Below are 26,482 nucleotides of genomic sequence, written 5' to 3'. Positions count from 1 at the left end.
ATGACCGGACGCGCCGTTCAGTACCTGAGCAAAGCAGCGCAATTGGGATGCCGCAACCGTGAACGCAGCGTCCGTTTTCGGCTTATTGCCGCACCATCTGACAGACACTCTGACGGGTTCTCATCCGGCGCACCATCGCCATGCCTGTACCTTGGTACAATGCACCTACAGACAATGGTTGAAAACCCCACTTATGGCCTAAACAACCTTCGCGGGAAGCGGATTTTCGGCGGCTCCTTATTCCCAGCGATGGAAATACCGCGTCACCATCAGTTCGGGAGTTGGCCATGTTCGTTCGCACCGCTGCCGACGCCTCCTCGCGACTTCATTCGCTCCGCGAGCTAGGGTTAAACACCGATTCAAACCCAATCATCAGTTTAAACGAATTTACCTACAAGAAAGGCTCGGAAGTCTACGGCGAAAAGGAGGCTGCGGAATACGTTTATCAGGTGAAGAGGGGCGCGGTGCGAAGCTACAAGCTGCTGTCCGACGGCCGGCGCCAAATCGGCGCATTTCACCTGGCCGGCGATATTTTCGGGCTCGAGAACGGCGGCGCGCACAGATTCACGACCGAAGCGATCGTCGACACCACGGTTCGCCTGGTCAGGCGCCAAAGTCTCGAGCTGGTTGCGCAGAGCGACCCCATGGTCGCCCGCAACCTGCTGAGCATGACCACCAGCAACCTTCAGCATGCGGAAGACCATATGCTGCTACTCGGCCGCAAGACGTCGCTGGAGCGGGTCGCAGCCTTCCTGATCGAGATGGACAAGCGGCTGACGGCCGCCGGAATCATGGCGCTGCCGATGTCGCGGCGTGATATCGCCGACTATCTCGGATTAACGCTGGAAACCGTCTCCCGCGCACTATCGCGATTGCATGAGCTCGGTATCCTCGGCTTCATCGGCAACACTCAGCGCCAGATCGTGCTGCTTGACAGGCTGAAACTCGCTAGCCTCGATCTCCAGAACTAGACCTGGGTGCCGCAATCGCGGCGAGATGCTCGACCGTCTTGCGCAAAACCTCAAACAGGACCGCAGTCGACCATCCGAACATCAGGATGCCGTTCATCGCTGTCATAGGTCCCGTCAACCGCCACCCCGGCGCGGGCGTGATGTCGCCATAGCCAAGCGTGGTGTAGTTCACGAAGGTGAAATACAGCAGATCGCTGCCCGGAGGCGCCGCGCCGACTATCGCATAGGCGAGCGCCCAAATGAGAACCTCGACAGTGTGCGCGACCATCAAAATGACAGCAGTGGTGACCATCACGGCCATCAGGTGCGACCGGGGCCGCGCCGTGTGCTTCAATCCGGCAGTACGAGCGATGTCGATGGCCGCAACGGTCACCAGCGCGTGAATCATGATGTTGATCACGCTGATCAAGGTACCGAGCAGGAATTGAACTGCCATCGCGCTCCGTCCGCTCGCTTATGCTGTTGGTTGGGTTGATCAGCGCTGTCATGCAACGGTGAGAACGATGCGGCGCCTTGATGCAGATCAAGAGTGTGCGGCAGCCTAGCCCCAGCATCCTCAGCCAGGGCCTTTGTCGCCTACCCGCTGACCGGAGCTGCATCTTGCGTACCCTCTCCGTCGAAGAAGCCATTTCCATGATCCCCTCGGGCGCCAGCGTCATGGTCGGCGGATTCATGGGCGTGGGGACACCGGAGCGCCTGCTTGACGAGCTTGTGCGGCAGAAGAAGACCGACCTGTCATTGATCTGCAACGACGCAGCCATGCCTGGGAGAGGCGTCGGCAAGCTGTTCGACGGCGCGCAGGTCTCGCGGTTGACCGCAACCCACATTGGGCTCAATCCAAAAGTGCAGCAGCAGATGCTGACGAATACGATCGCCGTCGATCTCGTCCCTCAGGGAACCTTGGTCGAGCGCATCCGCGCCGGCGGTTGCGGCCTGGGCGGCGTTCTGACGCCGACCGGCGTCGGCACGCTGGTTGCGGAAGGCAAACGTGAGATCGAAATCGACGGTAAATCGTTCCTGCTGGAGACGGCGCTGCGCGCACAGTTCGCGCTGGTGCACGCCTTCCTGGCCGACTACCTCGGAAATCTCGCCTACGCACTCACCTCGCGGAACTTCAATCCCGTCATGGCAATGGCCGCCGATACGGTGATCGTCACGGCCGAGAACATCGTGCCTGTCGGCGTGATCGCGCCGGATCACGTAATAACGCCAGCACCGCTGGTCGACTACCTCATTACGAACGGGTGACGTCATGGATCCGCAGACCCTGATCGCTCGGCGCGTGGCCAAGGAGCTCCGGAGCGGCGACCTCGTCAATCTCGGCATCGGCATCCCCACGCTCGTCGCAAACTACGTTCCAGCCGACCTGAAGGTGTTCTTCCAATCAGAAAACGGCCTGATCGGCACCGGGCCGATCCCCGAGCAAGGCTTGGCACATCCGGCGCTGACGGACGCCGGCGGACGTCCGATCAGCGCACTGCCCGGCGCGTCGACCTTCGACAGCGCAATGTCATTCGGATTGATTCGCGGCGGTCATGTCGATGTGACCGTGCTTGGAGGTCTCCAGGTCGATGCACACGGCCATCTCGCTAACTGGACGATTCCGGGCAAGATGGTGCCCGGCATGGGCGGCGCAATGGACCTCGTCAGCGGCGCCAAGCGCGTCATCGTCGCCATGCAGCACGCGGCAAAGGGCAAGTCCAAGATCGTCGCGAAATGTACTTTGCCGCTGACCGCGGTGCGGCCCGTGAGCCTGGTCGTCACCGACATGGCAGTGATCGGCTTTGCCGGGGGCAAGGCAACGCTGCTCGAGACCGCGCCCGGCATTACGATCGGCGAAGTCATGGCGGTCACGGACGCCGACCTCATCGTTCCCGACCACGTCCCGGAAATGATGATCTGACCGGGTGGTGCGCATGCGGATATTCGGCGATTTCAATGAGATTAGATCCGCCGTCGGCACCGAGATCGGTGCCAGCGACTGGATCGAAGTCACGCAGGATCGGATCAACAGATTTGCGGAAGCTACCTGCGATGAGCAATGGATCCACGTCGACTAGGAGCGCGCACGCAAAGAGATGCCCGGCGGCACCACCATCGCCCACGGGCTGCTGTCGCTGGCGCTTGCGCCGATGTTCATCCGCTCGGTGATGGGGCTGAAGGGGCTGCGTAACACCCTGAACTACGGCGCGGACAGGATCAGGTACCTTTCGCCGGTCCAGGCGGGATCGAAGCTGCGCGGCCGCGTCAGCGTTGCCGAGACGGAGGACGTGCCTCCCGACGGCCTGCGTGTGAATTATCATCTCGTTATCGAGATCGAGGGCGGCAAACGACCGGCCTGCGTCGCCGAACTGATCGCCCTGCACTATCGCTGAGCAACGCGCCGGTCTCTTCTCAATCGATAATGTGATAACCACCGTCGACGTAGAGAACGCTGCCCGTGATGAGCTTGGCGCCGTCGAGCGCCAGGAACGCAGTGGCGTTCCCGACATCGTCGATGCTGACGAGGCTGCGCGATGGTGCCTTCGATTGCGCCTTGTCCATCAGCTCGTCGAACTCCGGAATGCCCGAGGCGGCGCGCGTGGCGAGCGGTCCAGGCGAGATCGCATGCACGCGGATTCCTTTGGGTCCGAGCTCGGCCGCAATGTAGCGCACCGACGCTTCGAGCGCGGCCTTCGCCACGCCCATCACGTTGTAATTTTCAACCACCATCTGACTGCCGTAATAGGTCATGGTGAACATGGTGCCGCCGTTCTTCATCAGCGGCTCGGCCAGATGAGCCATGCGCATGAAGGACCAGCAGGAGACCTCCATCGTCTTCAGAAACCCGTCGCGGCCGACGTCCACCACACGTCCGTGCAAGGCTTCCTTCGGTGAGAAGGCGATCGAATGCAGCAGGAAATCTAGCTGTCCCCACTCCTTCTCGATCCGCGCGAACACCTCTTCGGTCTGCCCCTCTACCATGACATCGAGCGGCATGAAGATGGGAGCCCCAAGCGCCTGCGCGAGCGGCTCGACGTGCTTCTTCGCACGCTCGTTGAGGTAGGTGACGGCGATATCGGCGCCGAGGGCGCGAAAGGCCTTGGCGCAGCCCCATGCAATCGACTGGTCGTTGGCGATGCCTACGACGAGGCCCTTTTTTCCCTTCAGGGCAATCTTGGTATCAGGAAACACGGGAATCATGACGCCCTCTCCTGTCTGACGTTGGTGGTCGGCCGTTTCATCAGCAGCGATAGCGTATGTTGCGCGATCATCAATTCCTCGTCCGTCGGGACGACATACACCGGAATCAGGCTGTTTGAGCCCGATATCAGTCGCGAATGACGGGAATTTTCCGCCTGATCGAGGGTAACACCAAGCCATCTCAGTTGCTCGGCTATACGTGCACGGAGGGTGGCGGAGTTCTCGCCAATGCCAGCCGTGAAGACGAACGCATCAAGACCTTGCAGTGCTGCTGCGAGCATGCCTGCGTTGAGCCCGGTTCGGTAGACGAAATAGTCGATCGCCAATTTGGCGTTGACATTGTCGCTGGCCTCGAGCTCGCGCATGTCGTTGCTGATGCCGGACAGTCCCTTCAGGCCGCAGTCGCGGTAAAGAAAATTCTGAACGTTGGATGCCGACATCCCTTTCTCCGAGATCAGGTAGAGCACGACGCCCGGATCGATCTGACCAGGGCGCGTTCCCATTGGGAGCCCGTCGAGAGCGGTGAAGCCCATCGTGCTTTCGATGCTTTGCCCGCCGCTGAGCGCGCACATCGACGCGCCGCTCCCGAGATGAGCGACGATGACCCGTCCCTTCGCAATCTTCGGCGCGATCTTCGGCAAGGTCTTCGCGATGTATTCGTACGAGAGGCCGTGAAACCCGTAGCGACGCACGCCTTCGGCATGAAGCCCATACGGGATCGCATAATGGTCGGCGACCGCGCTATGCGTGCGGTGAAAGGCGGTGTCGAAACAGGCGACTTGCAGCAGCTCCGGAAAATTGGCCAGAATCGAGCGGATCGGCGCCAGATTGTGTGGCTGATGCAGCGGCGCCAGCGCGACAAACCGTTCCAGCCGGGTCACGACACCATGGTCGATCTGGATCGGACGGTCGTAGTCCGGCCCGCCGTGAACGACGCGGTGACCAACCGCGATAGGACGGATACAAAGCTCGTCCCGCAGCCACGCGCCGGCGATGTCCATTGCGGCCGGAACGTCCGGCACGGCATCGATCGGATAGGCGCGATCGGCGAGCGGATCACCCTCAGTGCCGCTCGCCCGCAAACGGGGACGGCTGCCGATGCCGTCGATCTGCCCCTTAAGCTGCTGCCGCAGCATTCCTTCGTTCTCGATAGAATAGATCCGGAACTTGACACTGGAGGAGCCGGCATTGACCACGAGGATGGTATCCATGGCGCTCACGCCGCGATCGTGGGAGCATGCTGGCGCCGTGCATGGGCATACAGGGCTGCAACCGCACAGGAGGCCATCCGTGCGCGCGGCGAATCCGCACGCGACGTCAGAACGACCGGCACCCGGGCTCCGAGCACGACGCCCGCGCCGTCAGCCTTGGCGAAATAAGCGAGATTCTTCGCCAGCATATTGCCGGATTCGAGGTCGGGAACCACCAGGATCTGCGCCCGGCCGGCGACTTCGGACTTAATCCCCTTGATCCGCGCCGCCTCTTCGTCGATTGCATTGTCAAACGCCAGCGGCCCATCAAGTATCCCGCCGGTGATCTGGCCCCGGTCCGCCATCTTGCAGAGTGCCGCGGCCTCGATCGTCGACGGAATCTTGGAAGTGACGATTTCGACCGCCGACAGAATCGCGACGCGTGGCGATTTCCCGAAGCCGGCTTGCACGTACAGATCGATTGCATTCTGGATGATGTCGCGTTTGGCATCGAGATCCGGGAAGATGTTGATGGCCGCATCCGTGACGAAGATGGTTTCGGCATAGGCCGGCACGTCCATGACGAAGACATGGCTGATGCGCCGGTCGGTGCGCAGTCCGCCGGCCTTGGCGGTGACGGCGCGCATCAGCTCGTCCGTGTGCAGGCTGCCCTTCATCAGCAGCTCCCCCTTGCCTGCGTGGATCAGCTCGACACCCCGAGCGGCCGATGCTTCGCTATGCGCGGTATCGACGATCTCGAACGCGCCAACGTCAAGACCGTGCCTGGCGGCCGTATCCCGGATCTTCTTGTCGGGCCCGACCAGGATCGGCCGAATGATGCCGGCCTGTGCGCTCTCGACGGCGCCGCGCAGCGATGTCTCGTCGCAGGGATGCACGACGACGGTCGGGGTCGGCGGCACCGCCCTCGCCGCGGCGATCAGGCGGTCGTACTTGCTCGCGGGCTGTGTCTGCGTGGCATCGGCTGACATGTGGCCGTCCTTCCAACGAGTATTACGACGCCTTCGCCTTGGGATCGAAAGGGGCGATATTCGACGCTCTCCCCGGCTGTTCACCAGCCTCAAGGCCAAACAATGCCGCGATCTGCTGCAGGCGAATTGCGCGCTCGCCCGTGATTTCCTCGCTGGCGGACAGCACCTCGCTGATCGCGGCGAAGACCTCGCGGCGTTGATCGACGTGGTCAGGCAACAGCTTCGGGATCGCGGCCAAGGCGGCCTCGCGATCGATCAGCAGCATGAAGAACTGTTCGCGCACCAGCGTCTTGAACTCGGGCAGAGTCAATCGCGCTCCGGCGTAGTCGCGGCGAACCAGACGCAACGCCTCGATGCTCCGCTCGTCGACCATTCCTCTCGCCGAACCGACATACAGCAGGGCACGAAGCGCCGCTTCGCGCAGCCCTCCTTTTTCCATCGAGGACCTGAGTTCAGCGGCCCGCTTATCGAGCAGGGCACGATGCTCGGCGGGCATCTCGCGCGGGCGCGAGGGTTCGGCTTTCGGATCTATACCAAGCGCGGTCTGGAGCGCAGGCGAGCCGTAGATATTGAGGAAGATCGCCTCACTCATTGCTTCCTGCGAATCGCGCCAGCTGTCGAACACATGAACGATCTGCTTGGAGAGCTGCTCCTGGAACGCCAGGAACGGATTATCCTTCGAAACTGGCTTGCGGTTCTCTTCCACTCCTTCCGCGACTGACTTCACCGCGCTCATCCACGGATTTTGACTGCTGAACGCCTCATACTGCGTCCGCAACGGATGAAGATTGCGCATCAAGTCCGCCGTCTGCGGCGCAACCATGCCCCTAATCCACGGCTGCACGAATTTGCGATAAGCCGCAAGATTGAGCTCGGAGACCCGCTTGGCCGCGGCGAAGCGCCGCTCGTCCTCGGGCGAATTGCCGCCCATGGCGCGGATGTCGTCGAGCGTCCGGGCCTCGCAGCGCATCACCCATTGTCCGGCTGCGAGATCGGCATGCGTGGTGTCGGCGCCCTTGGCTTCGAAGGTCGCCTCATAGAGTCCGGGCGGCAGCACATCGATCAGATCGATATTGCTGGAGAATTCGGCATGCTCCTTCTTGGCGACGCCCCCGGAGACGAAGATGCCGAGATGACCGACGCTTTCATGAACTGTGTAAACGATCGTCTGCCCATACGCCCTGATGTCGTCGACGTCGGTGTAGCAATCGAGGATCCAGTCCAACGCCTGCTGCGGCGGCGTGACGTTATCGCCCTTCGAGCAGAACACCACGATGGGCGACCTGATGTTGCGCAAGTCGACCTGCTCGCCGTCAGACATCTTGATGTTGCCGGAGGCAAGGTTGTTGCCGACAAAGAGCTCATCGACGATGAACTGGATCTCCTCGGCGTTAAGGTTGACGTGTCCACCCCACCAGCGTTCGAAGTCGAGGTAACGCTCGGCTTCGGTGTCGATTTTCGAATAGACGTTATACTGCTTTGTCCAGAGCGTGTTCGAAGGATTCTGGCCCTCGAAGTTCTGCACCAGCCAGGCGCCGTCGAACTTGCCGGCGCCGAGATCGCTGACAAGGGCCGTCAGCCAGCTTCCACCCAGCAAGCCGCCCGAATAGCGCATTGGATACTTGCCATGCACGCCCGCCCAGTAGGCGAGCGGTGCACCGGCAATGATCAGCGGCCCGAACAGTTCAGGCCGTAGAGATGCCAGAATCATGACTGCCCAGCCGGCCTGGCAATTACCGATCACGCAGGGCTTGCCGTCGGCGTCCGGATGGCGGCTGATGACCTCCTCGACGAACCTGGCTTCGGCGCGAGCGATGCGCTCGATCGTCTGTCCCGGCATTGGCTCCGGCAGGAAACCGACGAAGTAGCAGGGGTGCCCCGCCTTCATGGCGACGCCGATCTCGCTGTCGGCCTTGAATCCGCCGATGCCCGGCCCGTGTCCGGCGCGCGGATCGATCACGATGAACGGCCGCCGCGCAGGATCAATCTCCACGCCTGCTGGCGGGATGATGCGGACAAGCGCGTAGTTGACGGGTTCGTTCAGCTGACGGCCATCGATGATCAACTCGGCCGCGTATTGCAAGACGTGAGGAGCGGTCTGAGCGACGTGCTCTCGATACTGATCACCGCGCCGGCGCATCACATCAAGGAACAGAATGCTCCGTTGTCCTGCATCCACCATGTATTCGACCGCCGAGGCGACGAACCCGGACATCGGGCCACCGGGCAATACAGACATTTCCATCCACGTTCTCCGGCCTTATCGTCGTGTCGATCCATCCAAAGCCCGCTGTATTTGGCGGTCTTGATATAGGTCAACGCTTGGCCGCCAGTTGCACCGGCGCAGCACCTTCCGTCCGGATCCAGGCCACTGTGAGCTCCCAGACAACAGATAGAATGATTGGTCCGATGAAGAGACCGAGTATGCCGTGGAAGAGAGTACCCCCGATCACTCCGATCAGAATGACGAGCGCCGGCGTGGTCAGCCCGCGCCCCATGACAAGCGGCTTCAGGACGTTGTCGAGTACGGCGACGGCCACAAGGAACAACGTCAGCAGCAGTGCGATGGAGAATTCCTTGTCGGTCCAAATCCAGATGATGACTGGCAGGATCACGATCGTACCGCCGATCTGCACGATGGACAGCAACAGCACCACAAACGCCAGAAGCCCCGCGCTGGCAATACCGGCCAGCTTGAAGCCGATGCCGGCCAGCAAGGCTTGAATGACCGCGACACCGATTACACCTTGAGCCACCGCGCGGATGGTCGCGCCCGCCAAGTCCAGAAAATGCTCGCTCTGGTCCGGCACGATGCGTGACAGAAAGCCGCGCCCCGCAGCCACGAGCTGAGGTCCATAGGGAAACAGCACCCCAGCCACCGCTACCGACAGCAGAAACTTGACCGTTCCCACGCCGGCATTGCCGGCAAAGCCAAGCAGGGTGGCCGCAAATGGCTTTAGATAGGGCAGCACTGGGCGCAAGAGCGACCGGAGATTGGTCGTCGCCTGGTCCCAGAGATCGAACAGTTGAGGCCCGACGATGGGCCAGTCCTTGAGAGACTGCGGCGGGGATGGAACATGCAGTTCACCAGCCGTCATTTGGGCTGCGAGATCGGTGATGCCGTCGACCGCTCCGAGGCCCAGCCACGTCGCGGGCCCGATCACAACCGCGAGATTGATGAGCGTGAGGATCGTCGCTGCAAGCTTCGGTCGTCCTCCGAGAATGTCACTGAGGCGCCGAAACACCGGGTTCAGCGCAGCGGCGAGCACGACACTCCAGGCCAATATCGGCACGAATGGGCGGACCAGGAGGAGCGCCCAGATGAGCAACAGCCCCAGCAATCCCAGCCGGATCAAAAGCTGGATGATCTCGTCTCCGGAGAATATCTGGCGGAGTGTTTTCACGGACTCGCCTTCAGCTCATGCTGCGCATGCTGAAGCGAGTTAGCCAGTCCCCTCGCTCAGCTGGCTTGATCCAGATCAACGAGCGCGCGCTCTTCTAGGGCTGCGGTCCGGATAGGTTCAGCTCACGCTCGGCCCGAAACACGTTGCCGTACAGACTCGCGATCCACTGCCGGCCGCGCGAGGTCACATTGAGATAACGTATCGCCTGCTGGATCTGAGGAGCGACGTTGCCCCAATAGAATTGAGGATATTTGTAGACGATATCCGCCGGCGTCGCGTAGCCCAAGGTCTTGTTGAGACCGATCTCCTCGAACTCGTAGAACAGCGCGTTCGACTTCTTCAGATAGTTGGGATCGCCGAGCTGACCGATGAGATCGGCGGCCCGCAACAGCAATCCCTCCTCTTCGATGAGGCTGTCATTCGAAGACATCGCGTAAGGAAACCGGGTATATTCGATCGCCCGGGAAACCCGGTCGGCATCCAGCAGCTCAACGGAATCCAGCCGCTCCAGCACGAACAGTTTCGACCGATCGACATGGTATGGCGCGAGAGCTGCATCGGACGATCCTCGCGGCAGACGAACCGTTCTGCCGGTGACGTCCGCGATGAACAGATCATCCTCATCGCCCTGAACGACGCCGCGGACGTATCCGATGTCGTGGGTAAGGCACGCCAGAATGAAATTCGCATAGTCGTTTGCCGTCGTGGGCCGGAGCAGCGCGCGCCCCGTTAGGATATCGTGCCCGGCAAGGGTCACGAGCAACGTATGCTCGATGTTATGATAGAGAGCATCGCTGTTGCCGATGCACTCCATCGTGAGCTTGGCTGCAAACGGAAGCAGTTCGGTCAGGCCGGCATGGGAGGCGCCGAACCGGTCCTTGGTTTCCGTCGTCAGAAACGCGCCCAGAGCTTGCGACACCAGTTCCGGAACTGTGATCATCAGGTCTCTCCGCTATGGTATTGTCGACGATGCAGATCAAGCCGTTGCGATTAATGTTCGCGATATTCGCAGGTTCTTCAAGCCCGCCGCGCTCTGCGACCTAAGGACGATCCATCGGGTGCCGCACCTCGGGCAAGCGGACCCGTGATCGGCCGGAGCCGCTCACGGCCTCCAAGCTCGCTCGTTGATTCAAATCAAGGCCAAGCCGGTAACGACCGCAAACGTTTCATGTGCACGGTCGTGCCGCCGGCGTGACGGAATTCTTCTCTCGCCGGTCAGTCGAGATTTAAACCAGTGGAGGATATGATGAAGTTCATCAAAGGAGCATTTGCAGCAATTCTTAGTGTCGCGACCACCATGATTTTTGTGGCCGGAAGCGAAGCAGCGCCCTTGCCGACCAACGTCGGCGCTATGAGAGCCACGCTCGATAATGACGTGGTGAAGGTGCGCTACGGAGGCTGGGGTTATCGCGGCGGATGGGGCGGAGGCTACCGCGGAGCGGGATTGGGCTATCGTGGTTTGGGATATCGCGGCGTCGGATATGGCTACAGAGGTTACGGATATAGAGGCTACCGCGGCTGGGGCTCCGGTGCAGTGATCGCGGGCGCTGTGGTCGGCGGCGCGATCGCAAGTTCCGGCTACTATGGTGCATATCCCTCCTACGGCGGCGGATACTCCTCTTACGGCGGAGGATACGGCTATGAGTATTGTCCGCCCAATGCCTACAGCGCCTACGGTAGCTATGGCGGTTATGGCGGTTATGGCGGTTATGGCGGCTACTACGCGAGGCGGAGCTACTATTCCGGCTGGTAGATCTGCCTCGGATTCTCCTGAGCACGCGCTCTTGGTGCCCGGGCTCGTCTTCGCGAGCCCTGAAAGCGCCAACGCCGTCGCGTATACTGCCAATACGTGAACCACCCCACGCATTGCGTCGCAAGACCGGGCGTGGTCCTGGGAGTGCGTCCCGTCGCGCGCGCTGCCGCACGAGAAGCGGTGCGGCCCGGCACTCCGGCCAACCGCGGCGGTCCGGTCGATCGCGCCGGCAGACCCTGACTGGCTTGCGCGATGAGACCACAAAAATGAGGGCCGACATGACTGCCGGCCCCCTGAAGACGTCAGACTCTGGAGAGCTCAGTACCTCGCGACGACCGGGTTGGCCCCTCCGAAGCGGTAATTGAAGCGCACGGTGAGCATATCCACGTCCTGGGTGATCCGGTCGTTCACGAAAGCAGCAAGTCGCGGATCAGCGACCGTGAACGAATTATTCCGGTGCCCCATGAACAGATGGTCGTATTCGAGACCCACCGACCAGTTCGGGGTGAAGCCATACTCGAATCCGACACCGATGACACCACCCCAGCGGGTTGCGCTTTGCGCCGCGAGCTCGGCGCCGGTCGCAGTATCAAGCACGCTGAGACGATTGTCTGTTACCGCAGCGCCGCCCTTCACGTAGAACAGTGACGCATTCCAGGCGTAGCCGATTTGGCCGGTGAAGAGGCCGATGGCGCTCGTTTTGGCGCGCGTGGAGAGCGTCGGATCGAACAGGCTGACGCGCTGGTTGCTGAGATCCGCCCAATCGCCCTGAGCCTCCAGACCAAACACCCACTGGCTGGCCTGCCAGCGATAACCGAGCTGGCCACCGATAACGCCACCGGATCGATCGCGGCAGCCGGAGGCGACGGCGACGCCAGCCGCGTCAAGGAAATCGACGCAGTTGTGGTTCTGCGCCCAGCCACCGTTGCCGCCGATGTAGAACCCCGTCCAATTGTAGATCGGAATGATCGGTGCCGGTGGCGGCGCCTTCACGGCCATATCGGCAGCCATGGCGGGTCCCATGGCCAGCGCCACCAAACCAATTGTTGTCAGCAGAAGTCTTTTCATCATGCTCTCTCCTTGCCGGCCGCTTTTTAATTGCTCGAACGGCGGCTTGTTGCACTGCAATCGTCCCCCAACTTCCAGCTGAAACTCTACGGGCGAGGGCACAAACTCCACGTGCCAAAATGGCAACACTCAAGACATTTCGAACGCAACATCGGCATGATGCACCAAGACATGCGGGTTATTTCTCCGGGTCGCGCTTGGCATCGTGGCCGGCAATCTCGTCGCGTTGGTCTTGCTCTATCCAGGACGGAATGTCGCTCGAGGGAATCAGCCGTCGCGGCAAAAAGGGATTGAGCGTGCCAGCAAACACGATCAATCCTTCATTGAACTTCTCTCGCGCGAAAGCCCGCGCCTCGGCTTCGCTCTCGAACGTGCGTGTCTCCCGTGGACTTCGCCGCTTCGGCAAGGTCCCACGCTTCTGCACCTCGAATGTTACGTACCAGGTCTGCGGCATCCGCCAGCTTCCGGATCGCGATCAAGCAGACATCTGCCGGCGAACGATGATGGGTGAGATCATGTCGGCGTCCTAGTTGCGCCGCTCTTCACGGCGCTCCGTGCGCCCGGTACGCCTTTCCTGGCGGCGTTCAGTCCGGCCCGTGCGCCGTTCCTGACGCCGCTCGTGGCGGGCTCCCCGCCTCTCCTGGCGTCGCTCCATTCCGATCGTCTGAGCCGGCACTTCTGTTGCTAACAGCACCGTGCCGGATGCGGCCAATCCGAGTACAGCGGCCCATCCGAGCAATGAAAGAGCCCCGCGACGATCGATTCGTTCAAACCTTGACGTTTCACTCATGTCAGTTACTCCCGATCTTGAAGGACGTTTGATGGGCAATGCCTCGACGTTCACTCGTTGATAGGATCAATGGCGAGCGCCCCACTCCGAAGATGCGACCATCGGAGACGCTCACCAAACCTGGTTGCCAAACCAGCCGTACTGCGGCGGCCGCGCGACGAGCCGGATCTTCTTTTCGATGTGCCTCCTCGCACTTTTGTTTTGACGCTGCGGCTTCACATCAGCCTTTGTCGGCGGACGCGCTGGCGGTCGTTCGGCATCGGGTGCTACTAGCTGAGCAAAGGCCTCGCGAACACGAATCTGTGGGAGGTCGGCGCCCGGCAGGGCACCAAGCTCGGCCTTGGCGATGTCGGTTGCGACAATCGTCGGCAGGCTAGTGTCGAGAATGACCCGCTCGGGCAATTTCCGATCGGAATGGATGCGGATGGGGGCGGAGCGCGCAGCTCCACCGTGGATGGCAGGCCGATCCGGCACCAGGGCGTCCACAACGAAGAGCATCGCGAGCAACGTACCGCCGACATAGAACACATACCGCGAGATGGGCATTGTCGGCGCCATTGCCGCCGCAGATCTTCGTCTGGCAAGCAACGGGCCACGGCGGCAAGATTGGCGAAGAAATGCAACCTGCATGGGCGTGGCTGCCTAAATCGAGCGGCCGTTGCTTCCGCCGCGGCGCGCCCCTGGTGGACCACTTGCTGATGCATGGGCGGCGCTTCACTGGTAAGCGCACGCACGGCTGCAGCAGGCTAATGTTCACCGCGTTCAAATGCTGCGGCGCTTGAGCCAGATCAACAAATTGAATTTTCGCAGCACCGCCTCGCGCAATATCGCACGGCTCGGTCAGTGGCTGTGACATGACCCTTGGTACAATGACCGGATGGGCAATTGCGGAGATGTTGCACGCAACGCAGAATTCTCACCGCGTACATCGAGCTTCTGGCAGGGAGGGCCGATGATGAGTCAATTCGAGCTGAGTTCGCGCGCAGTACTTTGTCGGAAACTTGCAAGGCAGGATCCGGCAAACCAAACGGTCTGGATGGCCGAGGCAAGAAGCTGGTCACGCTTGGCGGCCGAGAGGCTTCATGATGAACACCGATCGAAAGGTGGCATCACCGCCCGCTTGTTCTTCGCGTTCACCAAATTGATCGAGGCGCAACACGAGCCCACGAACGAAACGGCAGAGATGATGAAGAGCAGATCAAGAGGCGTCATGCCGGCTCGGAGCTTGTCGCCGACTGCATGACGCATTCCAGCGAGAAGCGTTCGCACGATCGGACGTCAGAACTTCGTCATCCAGATTCACTTAACTTGCTTCGAACTTGACCCGGCAAAGTCGAAGACGAAGCGGATGCGATTTGTTTGCCCTTGATCTAAAGCTGCCCTGGTACTGCGTTGGTGTTGTGACGCTAGAGTTCATTTTTGGAGAAGGTCCATGAAATCAACGAGCGCAAGGAAGATTGCCGTTGCCGCCCTCGTATGCGGAACGACGTTGGCCATCGGCTGGAACGACCAAGACGGAATTTCGCTGGGGCTCGACAAGGCGCAAGCGGCGACGAGGTTGTACGTCACTCCCTATTATCGTGGACACTACTACACTAACGAGAGTCTGCCCTGGTACGCCGTGCGAGCCTATTACTCCGGCGGGCCATGGAGCTACGGCTATAGCGGCTGGACCGACTATGCGGCGCGCAACGGCATCGGGTGCGTCCCAGGCTCGCTGGTGAAGGGCGGTGATGGCATCATGTATGTGTGCCAATAGACTGATAATGGCGCGATGGGCGGCGCTCGTTAAGCCGCCTCTCGCGCTAATCTGCGCTCAGGAGATCGACGGCTGAGGGGGAGAATACCATGACCTATGTTCTGGTCGTCATCAGCTGGCTCGGCGTCGCGAATGGCGCCGTCATATCGACACAAGAGTTTTCAAGCGCAGAGCGTTGCGAAGCGGCCCGGACGGCGCTGATGGAATACGCGAAAGCGCGCAGCAGCGACGAGACGCTGAGACCGCTCTGCGTGCAGAAGTAAAGAGTCGAAGAAGCTCTCGCTCCGCCCATTCTGCAGGAAGCGCCTTCGCGTGTTGCTCGCGCTTACCAGCTGCATCGTTTTCTTGCGATTCCTTGACCTTGATCAATGGTCCGAGCAGCGAACCGTGGAGCGATCGAAATTCACTCTCACAGGACGGAGACCATCATGAAGCGTGGCTTGCTCACAAAATTATCACTCGCAGGTGCCGTGATCGCCCTCGGAGTGTCCGGCTCAATCGGCTGGTCGGCCGACGAAGGGCTTTCACTCTCGCTCGGCCGGGCAGAAGCACGGGTCGGACGCCCCTTGACACCCGTGTCGGTAGCCGGCGTTGCACGCCGCACCACCAGGCGTGCGGTCGTAGGCGGCGCGGCAGTCGGTGCGGCCGCGGTCGGCACGGCATGTGTCCGCGTTCTCGTCAATGGCAGCTACGTCTGCCGCTGATAGCGGGGGGTCACCGGCTCTCAGTACCGCATCCTGCGGGATGAACCCCTTGCAGGATGCTACGACCCTCCCTTGCCAGAGCGCCGGTGAGCTTGCCAGAACTCGCTGGAATTACTGCTGGTCGTGGGTGTGTGGAAACTGCCGAAAACAGGAGCCGCCGAGGATCAACCATTCGTCTTACGTTGCGTCCGGCCCAATATGCGCTCGGTCGACGTAAGTGGTTGATTCCAGACACTCAATTTTCGTTCGACGGCGCTGGGGAGCGCCATCATCCGGCCGTTGATGACACGGCGAAATCTGCCGCTCCGCATGAACCTCCCCGCCCTCGCCGCCGACCAATGTCCTGTTGGAACCGGATGCAGGCCCATGGCGCAGCATAAATCTCCCTCGGACGACCAGGCCGGGATCGCCTCGCCGGCGCCGCCGCCATGGATCCACCGCTCGGCAGCCTACGCGCCGGAACGGCGCGCCAGAATGCTGGAACACATGGCGCGCGCCAGATCGGGGCCTCGGGCCACGGCTGTGTCGGAGCCGTTGCATAGGGCCGGCACGACCGTCGTCAGTGACGCTTTCGGCTACGCCGTCCTGTTCGGCATCATCGCGCTGCTGTTTCAGTCGCGCGTCCCTCTCTATCTCGGCGCCTTCCTCTTCTTCAGCGATGGCGAGCGCATCGAACTCGCTCTTGGAAAGATCGGCATCCGTCTCGAGCCTGGCACGGTCGGGCCCGAAATCATCAAGGGCTTCGTATCCCTGTTCGGATGGTTCGCGCTGCTGGCATCGATGAAAGCGTCCGTCCCCGCGTGGCTCGCGGCATGGATGCTGCCGGACGCATCATGGTCCTTCCTCGCCGGAATCGCTCTTCTGCTCGCCATCGTCGAAGCATTTGCGACGCGTGCGATGCGGCATGCATTGCCGTGGTTCGGACTTGAGAGCAGACCGGACAGCCTGGCCTGCGCGACGATCAAGCTCGTCCTGGCCATCGGCGTGCTCGCCCTGCTGGCGCTGCTCGGATGACGCGATCGTGAGGTCACGTGCCTCATAATTGCGGCGCTATGCCGCCCGTCCGGATCCGCGCATTTACCAAGAATTTACCCCTGCTCGTGAGTGCCGGTATCATTTGCTTAGAATTTGCTTGTTACCGTGGAATTACGGAAACACTCCGAAACACGATTGGCGCCCATGTCCGTCGCAGAGTTCCTCAGACAGCGTGCCGTGCAAGTCACCGTGAGCGGCAGCTACTCGCTGCCGCGCTGGTACGATTGCGAGGGTAAGCTCCGAACCTTCGCCTGCCGCACCAGCCGCGTGTCGCCGTTCCGGATGATGGTCGACGTTCCCGTGGTCGGAAAGGTCGGCGAGCGCGTGACCTCCTACTTCCAGGATTTCGGCGAATTCCAATGCACCATCAGCGCGACGCTGAAATTGGGCTTCCTGATGGAGCTCGAGATGACGCGGGCCCGGCGCGCCTGGATGTCGGAAAAGCTGACTTGGCTCGAGAAGAAGCAGAAGGACGCCAGCGTCCAGGAGCTGCGGCGTGACGCCCGCTTCGTTCCGCAGGTCGCGCACACCTTCCTGACGCTCGCCGACGGCAGCACCCATGCTTGCTTCATCATCGACGTCTCCACGGCCGGTGTCGCGATATCCTGCGAATACGATCCGCCAGTGGGAACTCCGCTTGCGGTCGGCGCTTGCGTCGGGCGCGTGATCCGCAAATTCGAAAACGGCTTTGCGGTCAAATTCGCGGAAAAGCAGTCGCGGGACGACGTCGTCCGGCTGATCGTCCGCTCGCCTATGCTGCAATCGGCCTGATCCGCCGGCCGCGCCGCCCTATCGCAGCCCTATTTCGAGATAAGCTTTTGAAGGTCCGCGCCTCGTGCCGGGCATCATCTGCAGACCTGCGATCGGGGGACCGAATGGCAGTCGAGAAAATTACAGTCGATAAGATCACCTGGGACAAGGTCGGCCGGGTCACCGAACCCGGACGCTACATGTACACGTTCGGCTGGCTCACCATCACCGCCGGCGACCTCGATATCTGGAGGCAATACCCGCAGGCCGCGTTCACGCTGATGGCGCAGCATTCCGAGCCGGACGCGTCCATCGGCGACGAATTCCATCTCGGCGCCTTCGACGTCGCGCCCGACGCACCGCCGCCGTTCACCACGCATTGAGACAGTCAAAAGCGGATTTGGGATCGGCAGCCGTTGCAGATGGCGCAAGCCGCGGCAGACGCGTGCGGGAACGTATGGCATGGGCGTTGCTTTATCATTGCCATGACTCACATCCCTGCCGCCGACCAGGCCTTCCTGCTGTTGCTCATCGTGCTCTGCCTCGGCACGTGCCTTATCCGCGCCTTCTGGGAGGTGGAGCAAGTCCGGGCCCGCCGGACCGCGTCGCCCTCCCGCGCGACCGGGCGTGACTAGGCCGGTCCGCGAGGCCATGCGTTGCCCGGACGGGGCAATCCCGGCTCTGGACTTGCCGCGGCGACACGTGCATCGTGAATCGAAGAAACCTGCACATTGCCTTGATCTGACTTACCAATCGCGATCCGATGACAGGCGCGCGACCGTTGTCATGGATAACGAGGTGGTTCTGTCATGCGATTGATTGCGCTCCATATTCGACACCCCGGCGACCATCCTGATGAACGCAGGCTGTCACGCTTGTTAAGAGACCCGACAGCGAGCGCATGACACAAGGTCGCATCAGGGAATGTAGATAAGCGGATCAAGGGAACCTATTTTCGGCGCCGATGTACCTGATCGAAGCGTTACCCACCGTCATCGGAACGGCCGCCATCGCCCCGGCGCTGCTGATGCTGTGGCTTGTCATTGCCGCCGAGGAACGCCCGGGACCGCCGGCCCAGGTCTGGACCGCGTTCCTGCTCGGCGCGGCCAGCATTTCGCTGCTGGGCTTGGCCCGCGCCCCTTTCGCCAAGATGGTCGCGGCCCCGGATAACCCGTGGGCGGCGCTGGCCATGCATTCGATCTTCGGCGTCGCGCTGCCGGAGGAAGCGGTCAAGGTGATCGCCATCGTGCTGGTCGCCTCGACCAAGCGGCGGACCTTCGCCAATCCGATGGACAGCGTGGTCTATGGCGCCGCGGTCGGCCTCGGCTTCGCCGCCTACGAGAACCTCGCCTATCTCGTCCAGCATGCCGAGATGTGGCGTTCGCTGGCCGCCTTGCGCAGCGTGCTGACGGTGCCGTTCCACGGCGCGCTCGGCATCATCGCCGGCGCCTATCTAACCATCGCGCGCGCTGGCACGGCGCTGGGTGCGAACCGCCATCATCGCGACTGGGCCCGTCTCTCCAGCCGCCTGCTGATCTTCGCAGGCCCGCTCGCCTTGCATTCGGCCTTCGACTTCCCCCTGCTCACACTCCAGCGCATGCCGGATCTCGATCCGACGCTGCGGATGTGGTTGGGCGGCGCGAGCCTGCTGATCGGCTTCAGCTCGATCGCCTTCGCCATCCGACTGGTACGGCGCGTCGCGCGCCATCACGCCCCCCGGACCGACGTCGCGCGGGAGCGCCTCAGCCAGCTCCGCCGGATGTGGGCGCTGCTGCTTGCCGGTGGCGGCGTCGGCTTTCTCGGTCTTGCCTTCGTGTTGACCTCGATCCATCACTGGCTCATCAATCCCGAGCGCAATCTGACGCTGGCCCTGATCCCGATCGGCCTGGTCTCGATCCTGCTCGGCCTCGCACTTCTGATCGTCACGACCGCGATCTATGTTCTCGGCCGCAACCGCATCCGCACCAGCGGCGAAGGTTTTTCGTCGGCGCACGGCGGCGGCTGAACCGCGGGATGGCAAGCGCGGTGCGCACGTACTAGACTAGATCGAGCACACACCTCTCGATCCGGAGCCTGCCCATGACATCGCCTGAGGATCTTTCCCGGCTGCAATCCGCCATGAGCCGGACGGTCAAGGCACATTGGAAGGCCTTCCTGTTCGAAGGGATCCTGCTTGCGGTGCTCGGCGTTGCCGCGCTGATCCTGCCGCCGCTCGCAAGCCTTGCGATTGCGATCTTCCTCGGCTGGATGTTCCTGATCAGCGGCATCGGCGGATTGATCGCGACGTATTGGGCGCGCAGCACGCCGGGCTTCTGGTGGTCGCTGATCTCGGCCGCGCTCGCCGTGCTCGCAGGCATGCTGCTGCTGGCCCGGCCGATGCAGGCCGTGCTGACGCTGACCATCGTGCTCGGCGCCTATTTCCTCGCCGAGGGCGTCGCCACCATCATGTACGCGCTGGAGCATCGCCGCGAGCCGGGCGGCCGCTGGTCGTGGCTCCTGATCTCGGGCCTCGTCGACATCGCGATCTCGTTCATGGTGATCACGGGATTGCCGAGCTCGGCGGAATGGGCGATCGGCATCCTCGTCGGCATCAACCTGCTGTTCGGCGGCGCCACGCTGATCGGCATGGCGCTGGCGGCACGCAAAAGCAACAGTTGAGGCGCCGCTTGGCCGTCACCCTCCATTGGGGGGTGACAAGCCGCCGATCGCGCGCTATATGACTGGCCATGATCACCCTGGTCACCAGCTATTTTTGGTACTTTAGCTACGACAGCTCGCTGGCGGCAGGAGGATCGCGCTCAATCTGAAACATTGCAGCAAACGTCCGAACAAGCCGCCAGACCTGGCGGCTTTTTTATTGGCCGGCAGGGTCTCAACATGACAGGAGCCCGCCGTGCTGAGCACGACCGACGATCTTCGTATCCGCGAACTGAAAGAGCTGAGCACGCCCGAAGAGGTGATGCGGGAAGTCCCGCGCACGCTCACCGCGACGCGCGTGGTGATGGCCGCACGCAACGCCATCCATGCGATCCTCAATGGCCAGGACGACCGGCTTCTGGTCGTCGTCGGCCCCTGCTCGGTGCATGATCCCAAGGCTGCGCTCGACTACGCCGAGCGCCTCGCGAGCTTGCGCGAAGAGCTTGACGACCAACTCGAAATCGTGATGCGGGTCTATTTCGAGAAGCCGCGCACCACGGTCGGCTGGAAGGGCCTGATCAACGATCCTGATCTGGACGGCAGCTTCGACATCAACAAGGGCCTGCGGCTGGCGCGCAACGTGCTCTCGGCGGTGAATAATCTCGGCCTGCCCGCCGGCACCGAATTTCTCGACATGACGACGCCGCAATACATTGCGGACCTCGTGTCCTGGGCTGCGATCGGCGCGCGCACGACCGAAAGCCAGATTCATCGCGAGCTGGCCTCGGGGCTGTCCTGCCCGGTCGGGTTCAAGAACGGTACCGACGGCAACGTGCGCATCGCGGCGGACGCGGTGAAGTCGGCCTCGAATCCGCATCATTTCATGGCGGTGACCAAGCTCGGCCGCTCGGCGATCGCTTCAACCGCGGGCAACGAGGATTGTCACATCATCCTGCGCGGCGGCAGCACTCCGAATTACGATGCGGCAAGCGTCGCAGCGGCCTGCAACGATCTGGCGAAAGCGAGCGTCGCACCGCTCGTGATGGTCGATGCGAGCCACGCCAATTCGTGCAAGAAGCCGGAAAACCAGCCGCTCGTGACGGCCGACATCGCCGGGCAGATTTCCGGTGGCGAGAACCGCATCATGGGGGTGATGGTCGAGAGCAATCTCGTCGCCGGACGCCAGGACGTGGTGACGGGAAAGCCGCTCATCTATGGCCAGAGCATCACGGACGGATGCATCGACTGGGCGACCACGGCAACCGTGCTCAAGCAGCTCGCTGACGCGGTCGAGATCCGGCGCAACACCAAGCGCGCAGGGCTGCACGAGCGCTCCGCCTGACCGAACGATTGCGGGCGGGGTGAGGCTGTCGCACCCTGCCCGCTGCTCCGGCGCCTAGCAGCCGCGGCAGATGCTCTTGATCTTCTTGTCGAGCGCCTGATTTTCCTTGCTGAGGGGATCGTTCGGGTCGCTCAGGTTCTTCTCGTTCGGCACGTCGCCGACGCGCGGCTGGCGATGGCCCACGGGTGCAGGCGGCAAAGAACCCGCCGATTGCCCCGAGGACGTCGATCCCTTGCTTCCCGTCTGCGCGAAGCCGGCGCTGCCGAACACCGTCAGAAGCGACAGTGCCAAAATGATGCTTCTCATTTTACCTCTCCATTCCTCAAGCCAGCATCTCCATCACGACCATTCAGGTCTCGGGCGGATAGAGGTGAACGTCGCCACAATAATCGACGATACGATAGCGCGTTTCTTGATCTGCATCACGCGCATCGGGTGCGGTATTTTGCATCGGCAACACGTAATTCGGCCCCACCGGCGACTTGCCGGCGCCGCCGGGAATGTCGATGACGTAGTCGGGCTGACACAGTCCCGACACCCGTCCGCGCAGCTGCCGCATCAAATTCTGCCCCTCGGCGAGTGTCGTTCGCAGATGCGCCGTGCCGGGCGCGAGATCGCCGTGATGCAGATAATAGGGCTTGATCCGGCATTCGACGAAAGCTCTCATCAAATCCGACAGGGCGGTCGCGTTGTCATTGACGCCGCGCAAAAGCACGGACTGGCTCACCATGGGAATCCCGGCATCGACCAGCCGCGCGCAGGCGGCACGCGCCGGCCTCGTCAGTTCGCGCGCATGGTTGGCATGCAGCGCTACCCAGGTGGTGGCGCCTTCGGCCTTCAGGGCAGCGACCATCTCGTCGCTGATGCGCGCGGGCTCGGCCACCGGCACGCGAGTGTGAAGGCGAATGATCTTCACGTGATCGATGCCGGCCAGATCGGCCATGATCTCGCTCATCCGCCGCGGCGACAGCATCAGGGGATCGCCCCCGGTCAGGATCACCTCCCAGATATCACCGTGCGAGCGGATGTAGTCAATCGCCGCGCGATAGGCGCCATCCGAGAGCGCGTTCTCCTTGCCGGGGCCGACCATCTCGCGGCGGAAGCAGAAGCGGCAATAGACCGCGCAGACGTGGACGAGCTTGAACAGCACGCGGTCGGGATAGCGATGCACGATCCCGGGAACCGGCGAGTGTGGATGATCGCCGATCGGATCTGCGTTCTCGCCCGGCTGCATCTCCAGCTCCGCGGCAGTCGGAACGAATTGCCGCGCGATGGGATCGTCGGGATCGGACCTGTCGATCAGATCGACCAGCGCCGGCGTGATCGCAACCGCATAGCGTGCCGCAACGCGATCGAGCGCCGGCAGCGCTGTGGCAGGCGCCAGCTGTTCGGCCACAAGTTCGGCCGGCTCGCGCAATGTCCGTGCAAGATTGCTCTTCGTCATGTCTCGCTCAACGTTTCATTTGCGGGCGGCGTCCAGACTACCTGATCAATTCGCGATGCGCCGCTCGCCAGCATTACCAGCCGGTCGAAGCCGAGCGCGACCCCGCTCGCCTCCGGCATCGCCGCGACCGCGGCCAGAAAGTCCTCGTCCAGCGGATAGGCTTCGCCGTAGCGGCGCTGCTTCTCCGCCATGGATTGCGTGAAGCGCTTGCGCTGCTCCTCGGCGTCGGTCAGTTCGCCAAAGCCGTTGGCGAGTTCGACACCGCAGGCATAGACCTCGAACCGCTCGGCAACGCGGGGATCGCCCGCCTTCACGCGCGCCAGTGCCGCCTCTGGAGATGGGTATTCGAACAGAATGGTCAAACGCCCCTGCCCCAGATGCGGCTCGACATGCTCGACCAGAACCTTGCTGAAGATGTCGGACCAGGTGTCGTCCTCGGCCACGCGGACCTTGCCGGCAGCCGCCCGGGCGAGCGCGGCGCGGTCGCCCTCGCCCCCGGAAATGGTCGCAAGCAGATCAATCCCCGCCAACTGCTCGAAGGCGCCGGCTACCGTCACAAGCTCAGGCTCGGCGAAGGGATCGGCGGTCCTGCCGCGGAAGGCGAAGGCGCCGATACCGGTCGCCTGGGCCGCGCGGGCGATGAGGACGACGCAGTCGGCCATGATGGCGTCATAGGGGGCGCCTGCCCGGTACCATTCCAGCATGGTGAATTCGGGCAAATGCAGGTCGCCGCGCTCGCGGTCACGGAACACCCGGGCGAACTCGAAAATCCGGGTCTCCCCGGCCGCCAACAGCTTCTTGCAGGCGAATTCCGGCGACGTCCGCAAATATCGACTCACACGGCTGCCGTCGGGTCGCATGATCTCCGTCCGGGGGGCGTGCAGGTGGGTCTCATTGCCGGGGGAGACCTGGAGAACGGAGGTTTCGACCTCGACGAAGCCCTGCTCGGCGAAAAATCCCCGTAGAGCCCCGGTGATGGCTCCCCTGGCCTGCAGGAAGGGCCGGCGGTCGAGATGCCGCGAGGGGGACCAGAACGGCGACATCGGCTTGTCCCCAGCCATTAACCGGCCGTCCCGCAGGCCAGCAAAATGCTGGCATCCAACGGCAAAACCAGTATGTTGCGGCCCGAAACGGGTGCCGCGGTCTGATTTGGGGCCCCAGGTCCCCCATCAATTTGACCACGTCCTGGCCCGAGCCGGGCCAAGCAAGCAGGAAATAAAGCTTTGAGAGTCATCGCCAGTTCTATTCGCAAGGGCAACGTGATCGAGCAAGACGGCAAGCTATATGTCGTCGTGACCGCCGAGAACATCCATCCCGGCAAGGGCACCCCGGTCAGCCAGATCGAAATGCGCCGAATCTCGGACGGGGTAAAGATCTCCGAGCGCTACAAGACCACCGACCAGGTCGAGAAAGCCACGATCGAAGAGCGCAACTACACCTTCCTGTATGAAGATGGTGACGGCTATCACTTCATGAACCCGGAGACCTATGACCAGGTCCAGGTGTCCAAGGACGTGATCGGCGATGCGGCGGCCTATCTCCAGGAGAGCATGACGGTCAAGCTGTCGCTGCACGGCTCCAATCCGGTATCGATCGCCCTGCCGCAGCGCGTGACGCTGGAAGTGGTCGAGACCGAGCCCGTGACCAAGGGCCAGACCGCCTCCTCGTCCTACAAGCCCGCTGTGCTCTCGAACGGCGTTCGCACCACGGTGCCGCCGCACATCGCCGTCGGCACCCGAATCGTCGTGATGACCGAAGACGGCTCCTACTCCGAGCGCGCCAAGGACTGACGGGACCAAAGCGAGCGCAACAGGTGCCGCCGGGGGGGGCGAGACAGTGGTTGGGAAAGGTTTCCGCTTCGTCTCGCAACTTCTGGCGTCGCTTTCGCTCCTCATTGCCTCTCCGCTCGCTGCGGATGAGTTCCGCAGCCCCTCACTCACGGCGCTGCGCGTCGATTGGCGCGCGGCGCTCGACCAGCTCCGCACCGAAATCAATGCCCATCCCCGGGCCGCGGACGATTTCATCTTCGCGCCCCGTCGTTCGGTGCCGCGCTACGATCCGCGCACGATGCCGGCGCTGGTGCAGCTCAACGCGATCTCCTCGCAATTCTTCACCGGCATCGCCAACAGCTCCGTGCCCGTGCTGCTGCCGTTCGACGCAGCCGCTTATTTCGAAGCACGGCGCAATGGCGCGCCGGCGACCGTCGCGCTGTCGCGCTACCAGGCTGACTTCAATTCCGTCGACCTGTTCGATGCCGGCCCCGCCGGCTACAGCGCGACCTTCTCGTTCGAGCCTGGCGCGGGAGACGGCATGCCGAGCCGGGTGTTCGCAAGGCCGGTCGAGGTGCAGATCACGGGTTCGGCGCTCGTCTATGACATTGCCGATCCATCCGGCGGCAAGGGCGAGCCGGTCAAATCGCTCGCGGCGCTCTACCCGGACCTGCGCAAATTCATCCGGGAAGGCTATGTGCGCTACGCTTTCACCCGTTTCGGCGTCGCCTATGTGGTGTCGATCCAATGCCTCGACAGCGTCGCCAAGCCGCGGCGGCTTGCCTGCAAGGAGGCCTATCCGGTCGCCGAACGCTTCGTGAGGGCGCTGCGCGTGGCCGGCGGGCAACGCATGCGGCCGCTGACAGACGTTGCTTCCAACATTCTCGATCGTCCCGCGGTACGTTCCCCGGACTTCAGCTACCGGCCGAGCGGCGACATCATCCCGAACACCGGCTATCGCAAGCAGGGCGGCCATCCCGACGTGATGGCCTACGCACAGATCCGGTTTCCTCTCGAGAAGGCGCCCGCGTTCATACACTCGCAATCCTATGCCAAGCGCGACAAGATGGAGAGCACGACCGCTTACCCCTGGCGCGACAATTTCTGCGAATCCCGCAGTTTCGAGGTCTGGCAATGCGGCGGCGGTTATGGCCATCAGGGCGAGGACATCCGCGCGGCCGAGTGCCCACCGCCCGGTGAAGGCCGCCAAGCCTGTGATCCCAAGCAGCGCGCCGTCGTCGCCGTGCGCGATGCCAGGGTCATACGCGCTTCCAAGGACCAGGCCGTGACGCTGCAAATCAACAGCCGGACCGAGCACATCCGTTTCCGCTACATGCATATGAACCCGCAGGCGCTAAACGCCGATGGCCTGCTCAATGGCCGCATCGTATCGGAGGGCGAGAGGATCGGCATGGTCTCGAATTATCTCGACCATCCCGCCGGCACCTCGATGCACCTGCATTTCGACGTGCAAGTGTTTACCCGCGACGGCTGGATCTGGGTCAGTCCGTACGTCACGCTGGTCTCGGCGTACGAGCGCCTCATCCGCGCCCGCGGCCGCGAGGTCGGCCCGGAGATCGCCGGCACGCCGCAGCCCGTGGCGCATGCGCTGCCGGAGGACGTGCTCAAGCCGGACTTTCGCGAGGGATCGGGCGGCGAGGAGAATTGACGCTGCTCGTCCTCATGCCGGGCGG

The 26,482-nt window shown here is 62.5% G+C and carries 29 protein-coding genes and 1 pseudogene; 17 read left to right on the top strand and 13 right to left on the bottom strand.

Features of this window, described 5'->3' with window-relative positions:
• Positions 1-287: 287 nt before the first annotated feature.
• Positions 288-971: a helix-turn-helix domain-containing protein gene (locus BRA471DRAFT_RS18745; RefSeq protein WP_007610001.1), complete on the top strand. Its 684-nt coding sequence runs from the start codon at positions 288-290 to the stop codon at positions 969-971.
• On the opposite strand, the gene BRA471DRAFT_RS18740 is transcribed toward BRA471DRAFT_RS18745, so the two are convergent.
• Positions 949-1,407 carry a potassium channel family protein gene (locus BRA471DRAFT_RS18740; RefSeq protein WP_007609999.1) on the bottom strand — a complete coding sequence of 153 codons (459 nt, stop codon included), beginning with the start codon at positions 1,405-1,407 and terminating at the stop codon, positions 949-951. The two genes, BRA471DRAFT_RS18745 and BRA471DRAFT_RS18740, sit on opposite strands and share 23 nt — an antisense overlap.
• A gap of 164 nt (positions 1,408-1,571) precedes the next feature.
• Between BRA471DRAFT_RS18740 and BRA471DRAFT_RS18735 the strand changes: the two genes are divergently transcribed.
• The 3 genes and pseudogenes from BRA471DRAFT_RS18735 to BRA471DRAFT_RS18725 all read left to right on the top strand — a co-directional run bounded on the left by BRA471DRAFT_RS18735 (position 1,572) and on the right by BRA471DRAFT_RS18725 (position 3,346).
• Positions 1,572-2,219, top strand: coding sequence for a CoA transferase subunit A (locus BRA471DRAFT_RS18735; protein WP_007609996.1), 648 nt, complete (start codon positions 1,572-1,574; stop codon positions 2,217-2,219).
• 4 nt (positions 2,220-2,223) lie between these two features.
• Positions 2,224-2,874, top strand: a complete 651-nt coding sequence (locus BRA471DRAFT_RS18730; protein WP_007609995.1) for a 3-oxoacid CoA-transferase subunit B — start codon at positions 2,224-2,226, stop codon at positions 2,872-2,874.
• A gap of 13 nt (positions 2,875-2,887) precedes the next feature.
• Positions 2,888-3,346, top strand: a pseudogene (locus BRA471DRAFT_RS18725) (MaoC family dehydratase).
• A gap of 19 nt (positions 3,347-3,365) precedes the next feature.
• Here the strand turns inward: BRA471DRAFT_RS18725 and fabI are convergent.
• From fabI to BRA471DRAFT_RS18695, 6 genes are all read right to left on the bottom strand, one after another.
• Positions 3,366-4,154: an enoyl-ACP reductase FabI gene (gene fabI, locus BRA471DRAFT_RS18720; protein WP_007609992.1), complete on the bottom strand. Its 789-nt coding sequence runs from the start codon at positions 4,152-4,154 to the stop codon at positions 3,366-3,368.
• Positions 4,151-5,365, bottom strand: a complete 1,215-nt coding sequence (locus BRA471DRAFT_RS18715) for an acetate/propionate family kinase (RefSeq protein ID WP_007609990.1) — start codon at positions 5,363-5,365, stop codon at positions 4,151-4,153. Before BRA471DRAFT_RS18715 ends, fabI begins: the two co-directional genes overlap by 4 nt.
• A gap of 5 nt (positions 5,366-5,370) precedes the next feature.
• Positions 5,371-6,333 (bottom strand): phosphate acetyltransferase, encoded by a 963-nt coding sequence (locus BRA471DRAFT_RS18710; protein ID WP_007609988.1) that lies wholly within the window; start codon positions 6,331-6,333, stop codon positions 5,371-5,373.
• 22 nt (positions 6,334-6,355) lie between these two features.
• Positions 6,356-8,578, bottom strand: a complete 2,223-nt coding sequence (locus BRA471DRAFT_RS18705; RefSeq protein ID WP_007609986.1) for a DUF3141 domain-containing protein — start codon at positions 8,576-8,578, stop codon at positions 6,356-6,358.
• 70 nt (positions 8,579-8,648) lie between these two features.
• The gene (locus BRA471DRAFT_RS18700) at positions 8,649-9,737 is read right to left on the bottom strand and encodes an AI-2E family transporter (protein WP_007609982.1); all 1,089 of its coding nucleotides are present in this window, start codon (positions 9,735-9,737) and stop codon (positions 8,649-8,651) included.
• Positions 9,738-9,831: 94 nt separating this feature from the next.
• Positions 9,832-10,677 carry a hypothetical protein gene (locus tag BRA471DRAFT_RS18695; protein WP_007609981.1) on the bottom strand — a complete coding sequence of 282 codons (846 nt, stop codon included), beginning with the start codon at positions 10,675-10,677 and terminating at the stop codon, positions 9,832-9,834.
• Between the two features lie 303 nt (positions 10,678-10,980).
• Here BRA471DRAFT_RS18695 and BRA471DRAFT_RS18690 point away from each other — a divergent pair, with 303 nt between their 5' ends.
• Positions 10,981-11,490, top strand: a complete 510-nt coding sequence (locus tag BRA471DRAFT_RS18690) for a hypothetical protein (RefSeq protein ID WP_245266038.1) — start codon at positions 10,981-10,983, stop codon at positions 11,488-11,490.
• Between the two features lie 318 nt (positions 11,491-11,808).
• On the opposite strand, the gene BRA471DRAFT_RS18685 is transcribed toward BRA471DRAFT_RS18690, so the two are convergent.
• The 3 genes from BRA471DRAFT_RS18685 to BRA471DRAFT_RS18675 form a co-directional block, all read right to left on the bottom strand.
• Entirely contained in the window at positions 11,809-12,561 is a 753-nt protein-coding gene (locus tag BRA471DRAFT_RS18685) for an outer membrane protein (RefSeq protein WP_007609979.1), read from the bottom strand.
• A 175-nt stretch (positions 12,562-12,736) separates the two neighbouring features.
• On the bottom strand, positions 12,737-13,012 hold the full coding sequence (locus BRA471DRAFT_RS39780) for a hypothetical protein (protein WP_007609978.1): 276 nt from the start codon (positions 13,010-13,012) through the stop codon (positions 12,737-12,739).
• Between the two features lie 447 nt (positions 13,013-13,459).
• The gene (locus BRA471DRAFT_RS18675; RefSeq protein ID WP_035974997.1) at positions 13,460-13,894 is read right to left on the bottom strand and encodes a hypothetical protein; all 435 of its coding nucleotides are present in this window, start codon (positions 13,892-13,894) and stop codon (positions 13,460-13,462) included.
• A 406-nt stretch (positions 13,895-14,300) separates the two neighbouring features.
• On the opposite strand from BRA471DRAFT_RS18675, the gene BRA471DRAFT_RS18670 reads away from it, so the two are divergent.
• The 10 genes from BRA471DRAFT_RS18670 to BRA471DRAFT_RS18630 all read left to right on the top strand — a co-directional run bounded on the left by BRA471DRAFT_RS18670 (position 14,301) and on the right by BRA471DRAFT_RS18630 (position 21,575).
• The gene (locus tag BRA471DRAFT_RS18670; RefSeq protein ID WP_231170939.1) at positions 14,301-14,591 is read left to right on the top strand and encodes a hypothetical protein; all 291 of its coding nucleotides are present in this window, start codon (positions 14,301-14,303) and stop codon (positions 14,589-14,591) included.
• A gap of 189 nt (positions 14,592-14,780) precedes the next feature.
• Positions 14,781-15,107 carry a hypothetical protein gene (locus tag BRA471DRAFT_RS18665; protein WP_007609974.1) on the top strand — a complete coding sequence of 109 codons (327 nt, stop codon included), beginning with the start codon at positions 14,781-14,783 and terminating at the stop codon, positions 15,105-15,107.
• Positions 15,108-15,196: 89 nt separating this feature from the next.
• A complete protein-coding gene (locus tag BRA471DRAFT_RS38925; protein WP_007609968.1) occupies positions 15,197-15,370 on the top strand; it encodes a hypothetical protein in 174 nt (57 codons plus the stop codon).
• A 165-nt stretch (positions 15,371-15,535) separates the two neighbouring features.
• Positions 15,536-15,811: a hypothetical protein gene (locus tag BRA471DRAFT_RS36935; protein WP_007609967.1), complete on the top strand. Its 276-nt coding sequence runs from the start codon at positions 15,536-15,538 to the stop codon at positions 15,809-15,811.
• Positions 15,812-16,177: 366 nt separating this feature from the next.
• Positions 16,178-16,825, top strand: a complete 648-nt coding sequence (locus tag BRA471DRAFT_RS18660) for a hypothetical protein (RefSeq protein ID WP_007609966.1) — start codon at positions 16,178-16,180, stop codon at positions 16,823-16,825.
• 165 nt (positions 16,826-16,990) lie between these two features.
• Positions 16,991-17,617 carry a pilus assembly protein PilZ gene (locus BRA471DRAFT_RS18655; protein ID WP_007609965.1) on the top strand — a complete coding sequence of 209 codons (627 nt, stop codon included), beginning with the start codon at positions 16,991-16,993 and terminating at the stop codon, positions 17,615-17,617.
• Between the two features lie 104 nt (positions 17,618-17,721).
• Positions 17,722-17,979 (top strand): hypothetical protein, encoded by a 258-nt coding sequence (locus tag BRA471DRAFT_RS18650; RefSeq protein WP_007609964.1) that lies wholly within the window; start codon positions 17,722-17,724, stop codon positions 17,977-17,979.
• A gap of 581 nt (positions 17,980-18,560) precedes the next feature.
• Complete coding sequence (locus BRA471DRAFT_RS18640; RefSeq protein WP_007609961.1) at positions 18,561-19,601, top strand: PrsW family glutamic-type intramembrane protease; 1,041 nt, start codon at positions 18,561-18,563, stop codon at positions 19,599-19,601.
• Between the two features lie 74 nt (positions 19,602-19,675).
• The gene (locus BRA471DRAFT_RS18635) at positions 19,676-20,254 is read left to right on the top strand and encodes an HdeD family acid-resistance protein (protein ID WP_007609955.1); all 579 of its coding nucleotides are present in this window, start codon (positions 19,676-19,678) and stop codon (positions 20,252-20,254) included.
• A gap of 235 nt (positions 20,255-20,489) precedes the next feature.
• Positions 20,490-21,575: a 3-deoxy-7-phosphoheptulonate synthase gene (locus tag BRA471DRAFT_RS18630; RefSeq protein WP_007609953.1), complete on the top strand. Its 1,086-nt coding sequence runs from the start codon at positions 20,490-20,492 to the stop codon at positions 21,573-21,575.
• Between the two features lie 54 nt (positions 21,576-21,629).
• Here BRA471DRAFT_RS18630 and BRA471DRAFT_RS18625 read toward each other — a convergent pair whose 3' ends face one another.
• Genes BRA471DRAFT_RS18625 through epmA form a run of 3 tightly spaced genes read right to left on the bottom strand, consistent with a single transcriptional unit; the run spans position 21,630 to position 24,080 of the window.
• The gene (locus tag BRA471DRAFT_RS18625) at positions 21,630-21,881 is read right to left on the bottom strand and encodes a hypothetical protein (protein WP_007609951.1); all 252 of its coding nucleotides are present in this window, start codon (positions 21,879-21,881) and stop codon (positions 21,630-21,632) included.
• Between the two features lie 43 nt (positions 21,882-21,924).
• Complete coding sequence (locus BRA471DRAFT_RS18620) at positions 21,925-23,019, bottom strand: lysine-2,3-aminomutase-like protein (protein ID WP_007609947.1); 1,095 nt, start codon at positions 23,017-23,019, stop codon at positions 21,925-21,927.
• Positions 23,016-24,080 (bottom strand): EF-P lysine aminoacylase EpmA, encoded by a 1,065-nt coding sequence (epmA, locus tag BRA471DRAFT_RS18615; protein WP_007609946.1) that lies wholly within the window; start codon positions 24,078-24,080, stop codon positions 23,016-23,018. The genes BRA471DRAFT_RS18620 and epmA overlap by 4 nt, the downstream gene beginning before the upstream one ends.
• A 162-nt stretch (positions 24,081-24,242) precedes the next feature.
• Here epmA and efp point away from each other — a divergent pair, with 162 nt between their 5' ends.
• Both efp and BRA471DRAFT_RS18605 read left to right on the top strand, forming a co-directional pair.
• Positions 24,243-24,809 (top strand): elongation factor P, encoded by a 567-nt coding sequence (gene efp / locus BRA471DRAFT_RS18610; protein WP_007609944.1) that lies wholly within the window; start codon positions 24,243-24,245, stop codon positions 24,807-24,809.
• A gap of 46 nt (positions 24,810-24,855) precedes the next feature.
• Positions 24,856-26,457, top strand: coding sequence for a peptidoglycan DD-metalloendopeptidase family protein (locus BRA471DRAFT_RS18605; protein ID WP_007609942.1), 1,602 nt, complete (start codon positions 24,856-24,858; stop codon positions 26,455-26,457).
• The last annotated feature ends 25 nt before the right edge of the window (positions 26,458-26,482 follow it).

It is taken from the genome of Bradyrhizobium sp. WSM471, from assembly GCF_000244915.1.
Taxonomy (GTDB): domain Bacteria; phylum Pseudomonadota; class Alphaproteobacteria; order Rhizobiales; family Xanthobacteraceae; genus Bradyrhizobium.
The sequence above is the reverse complement of the archived record's forward strand: the minus strand, read 5'-3'. Positions and strand labels throughout refer to the sequence as shown.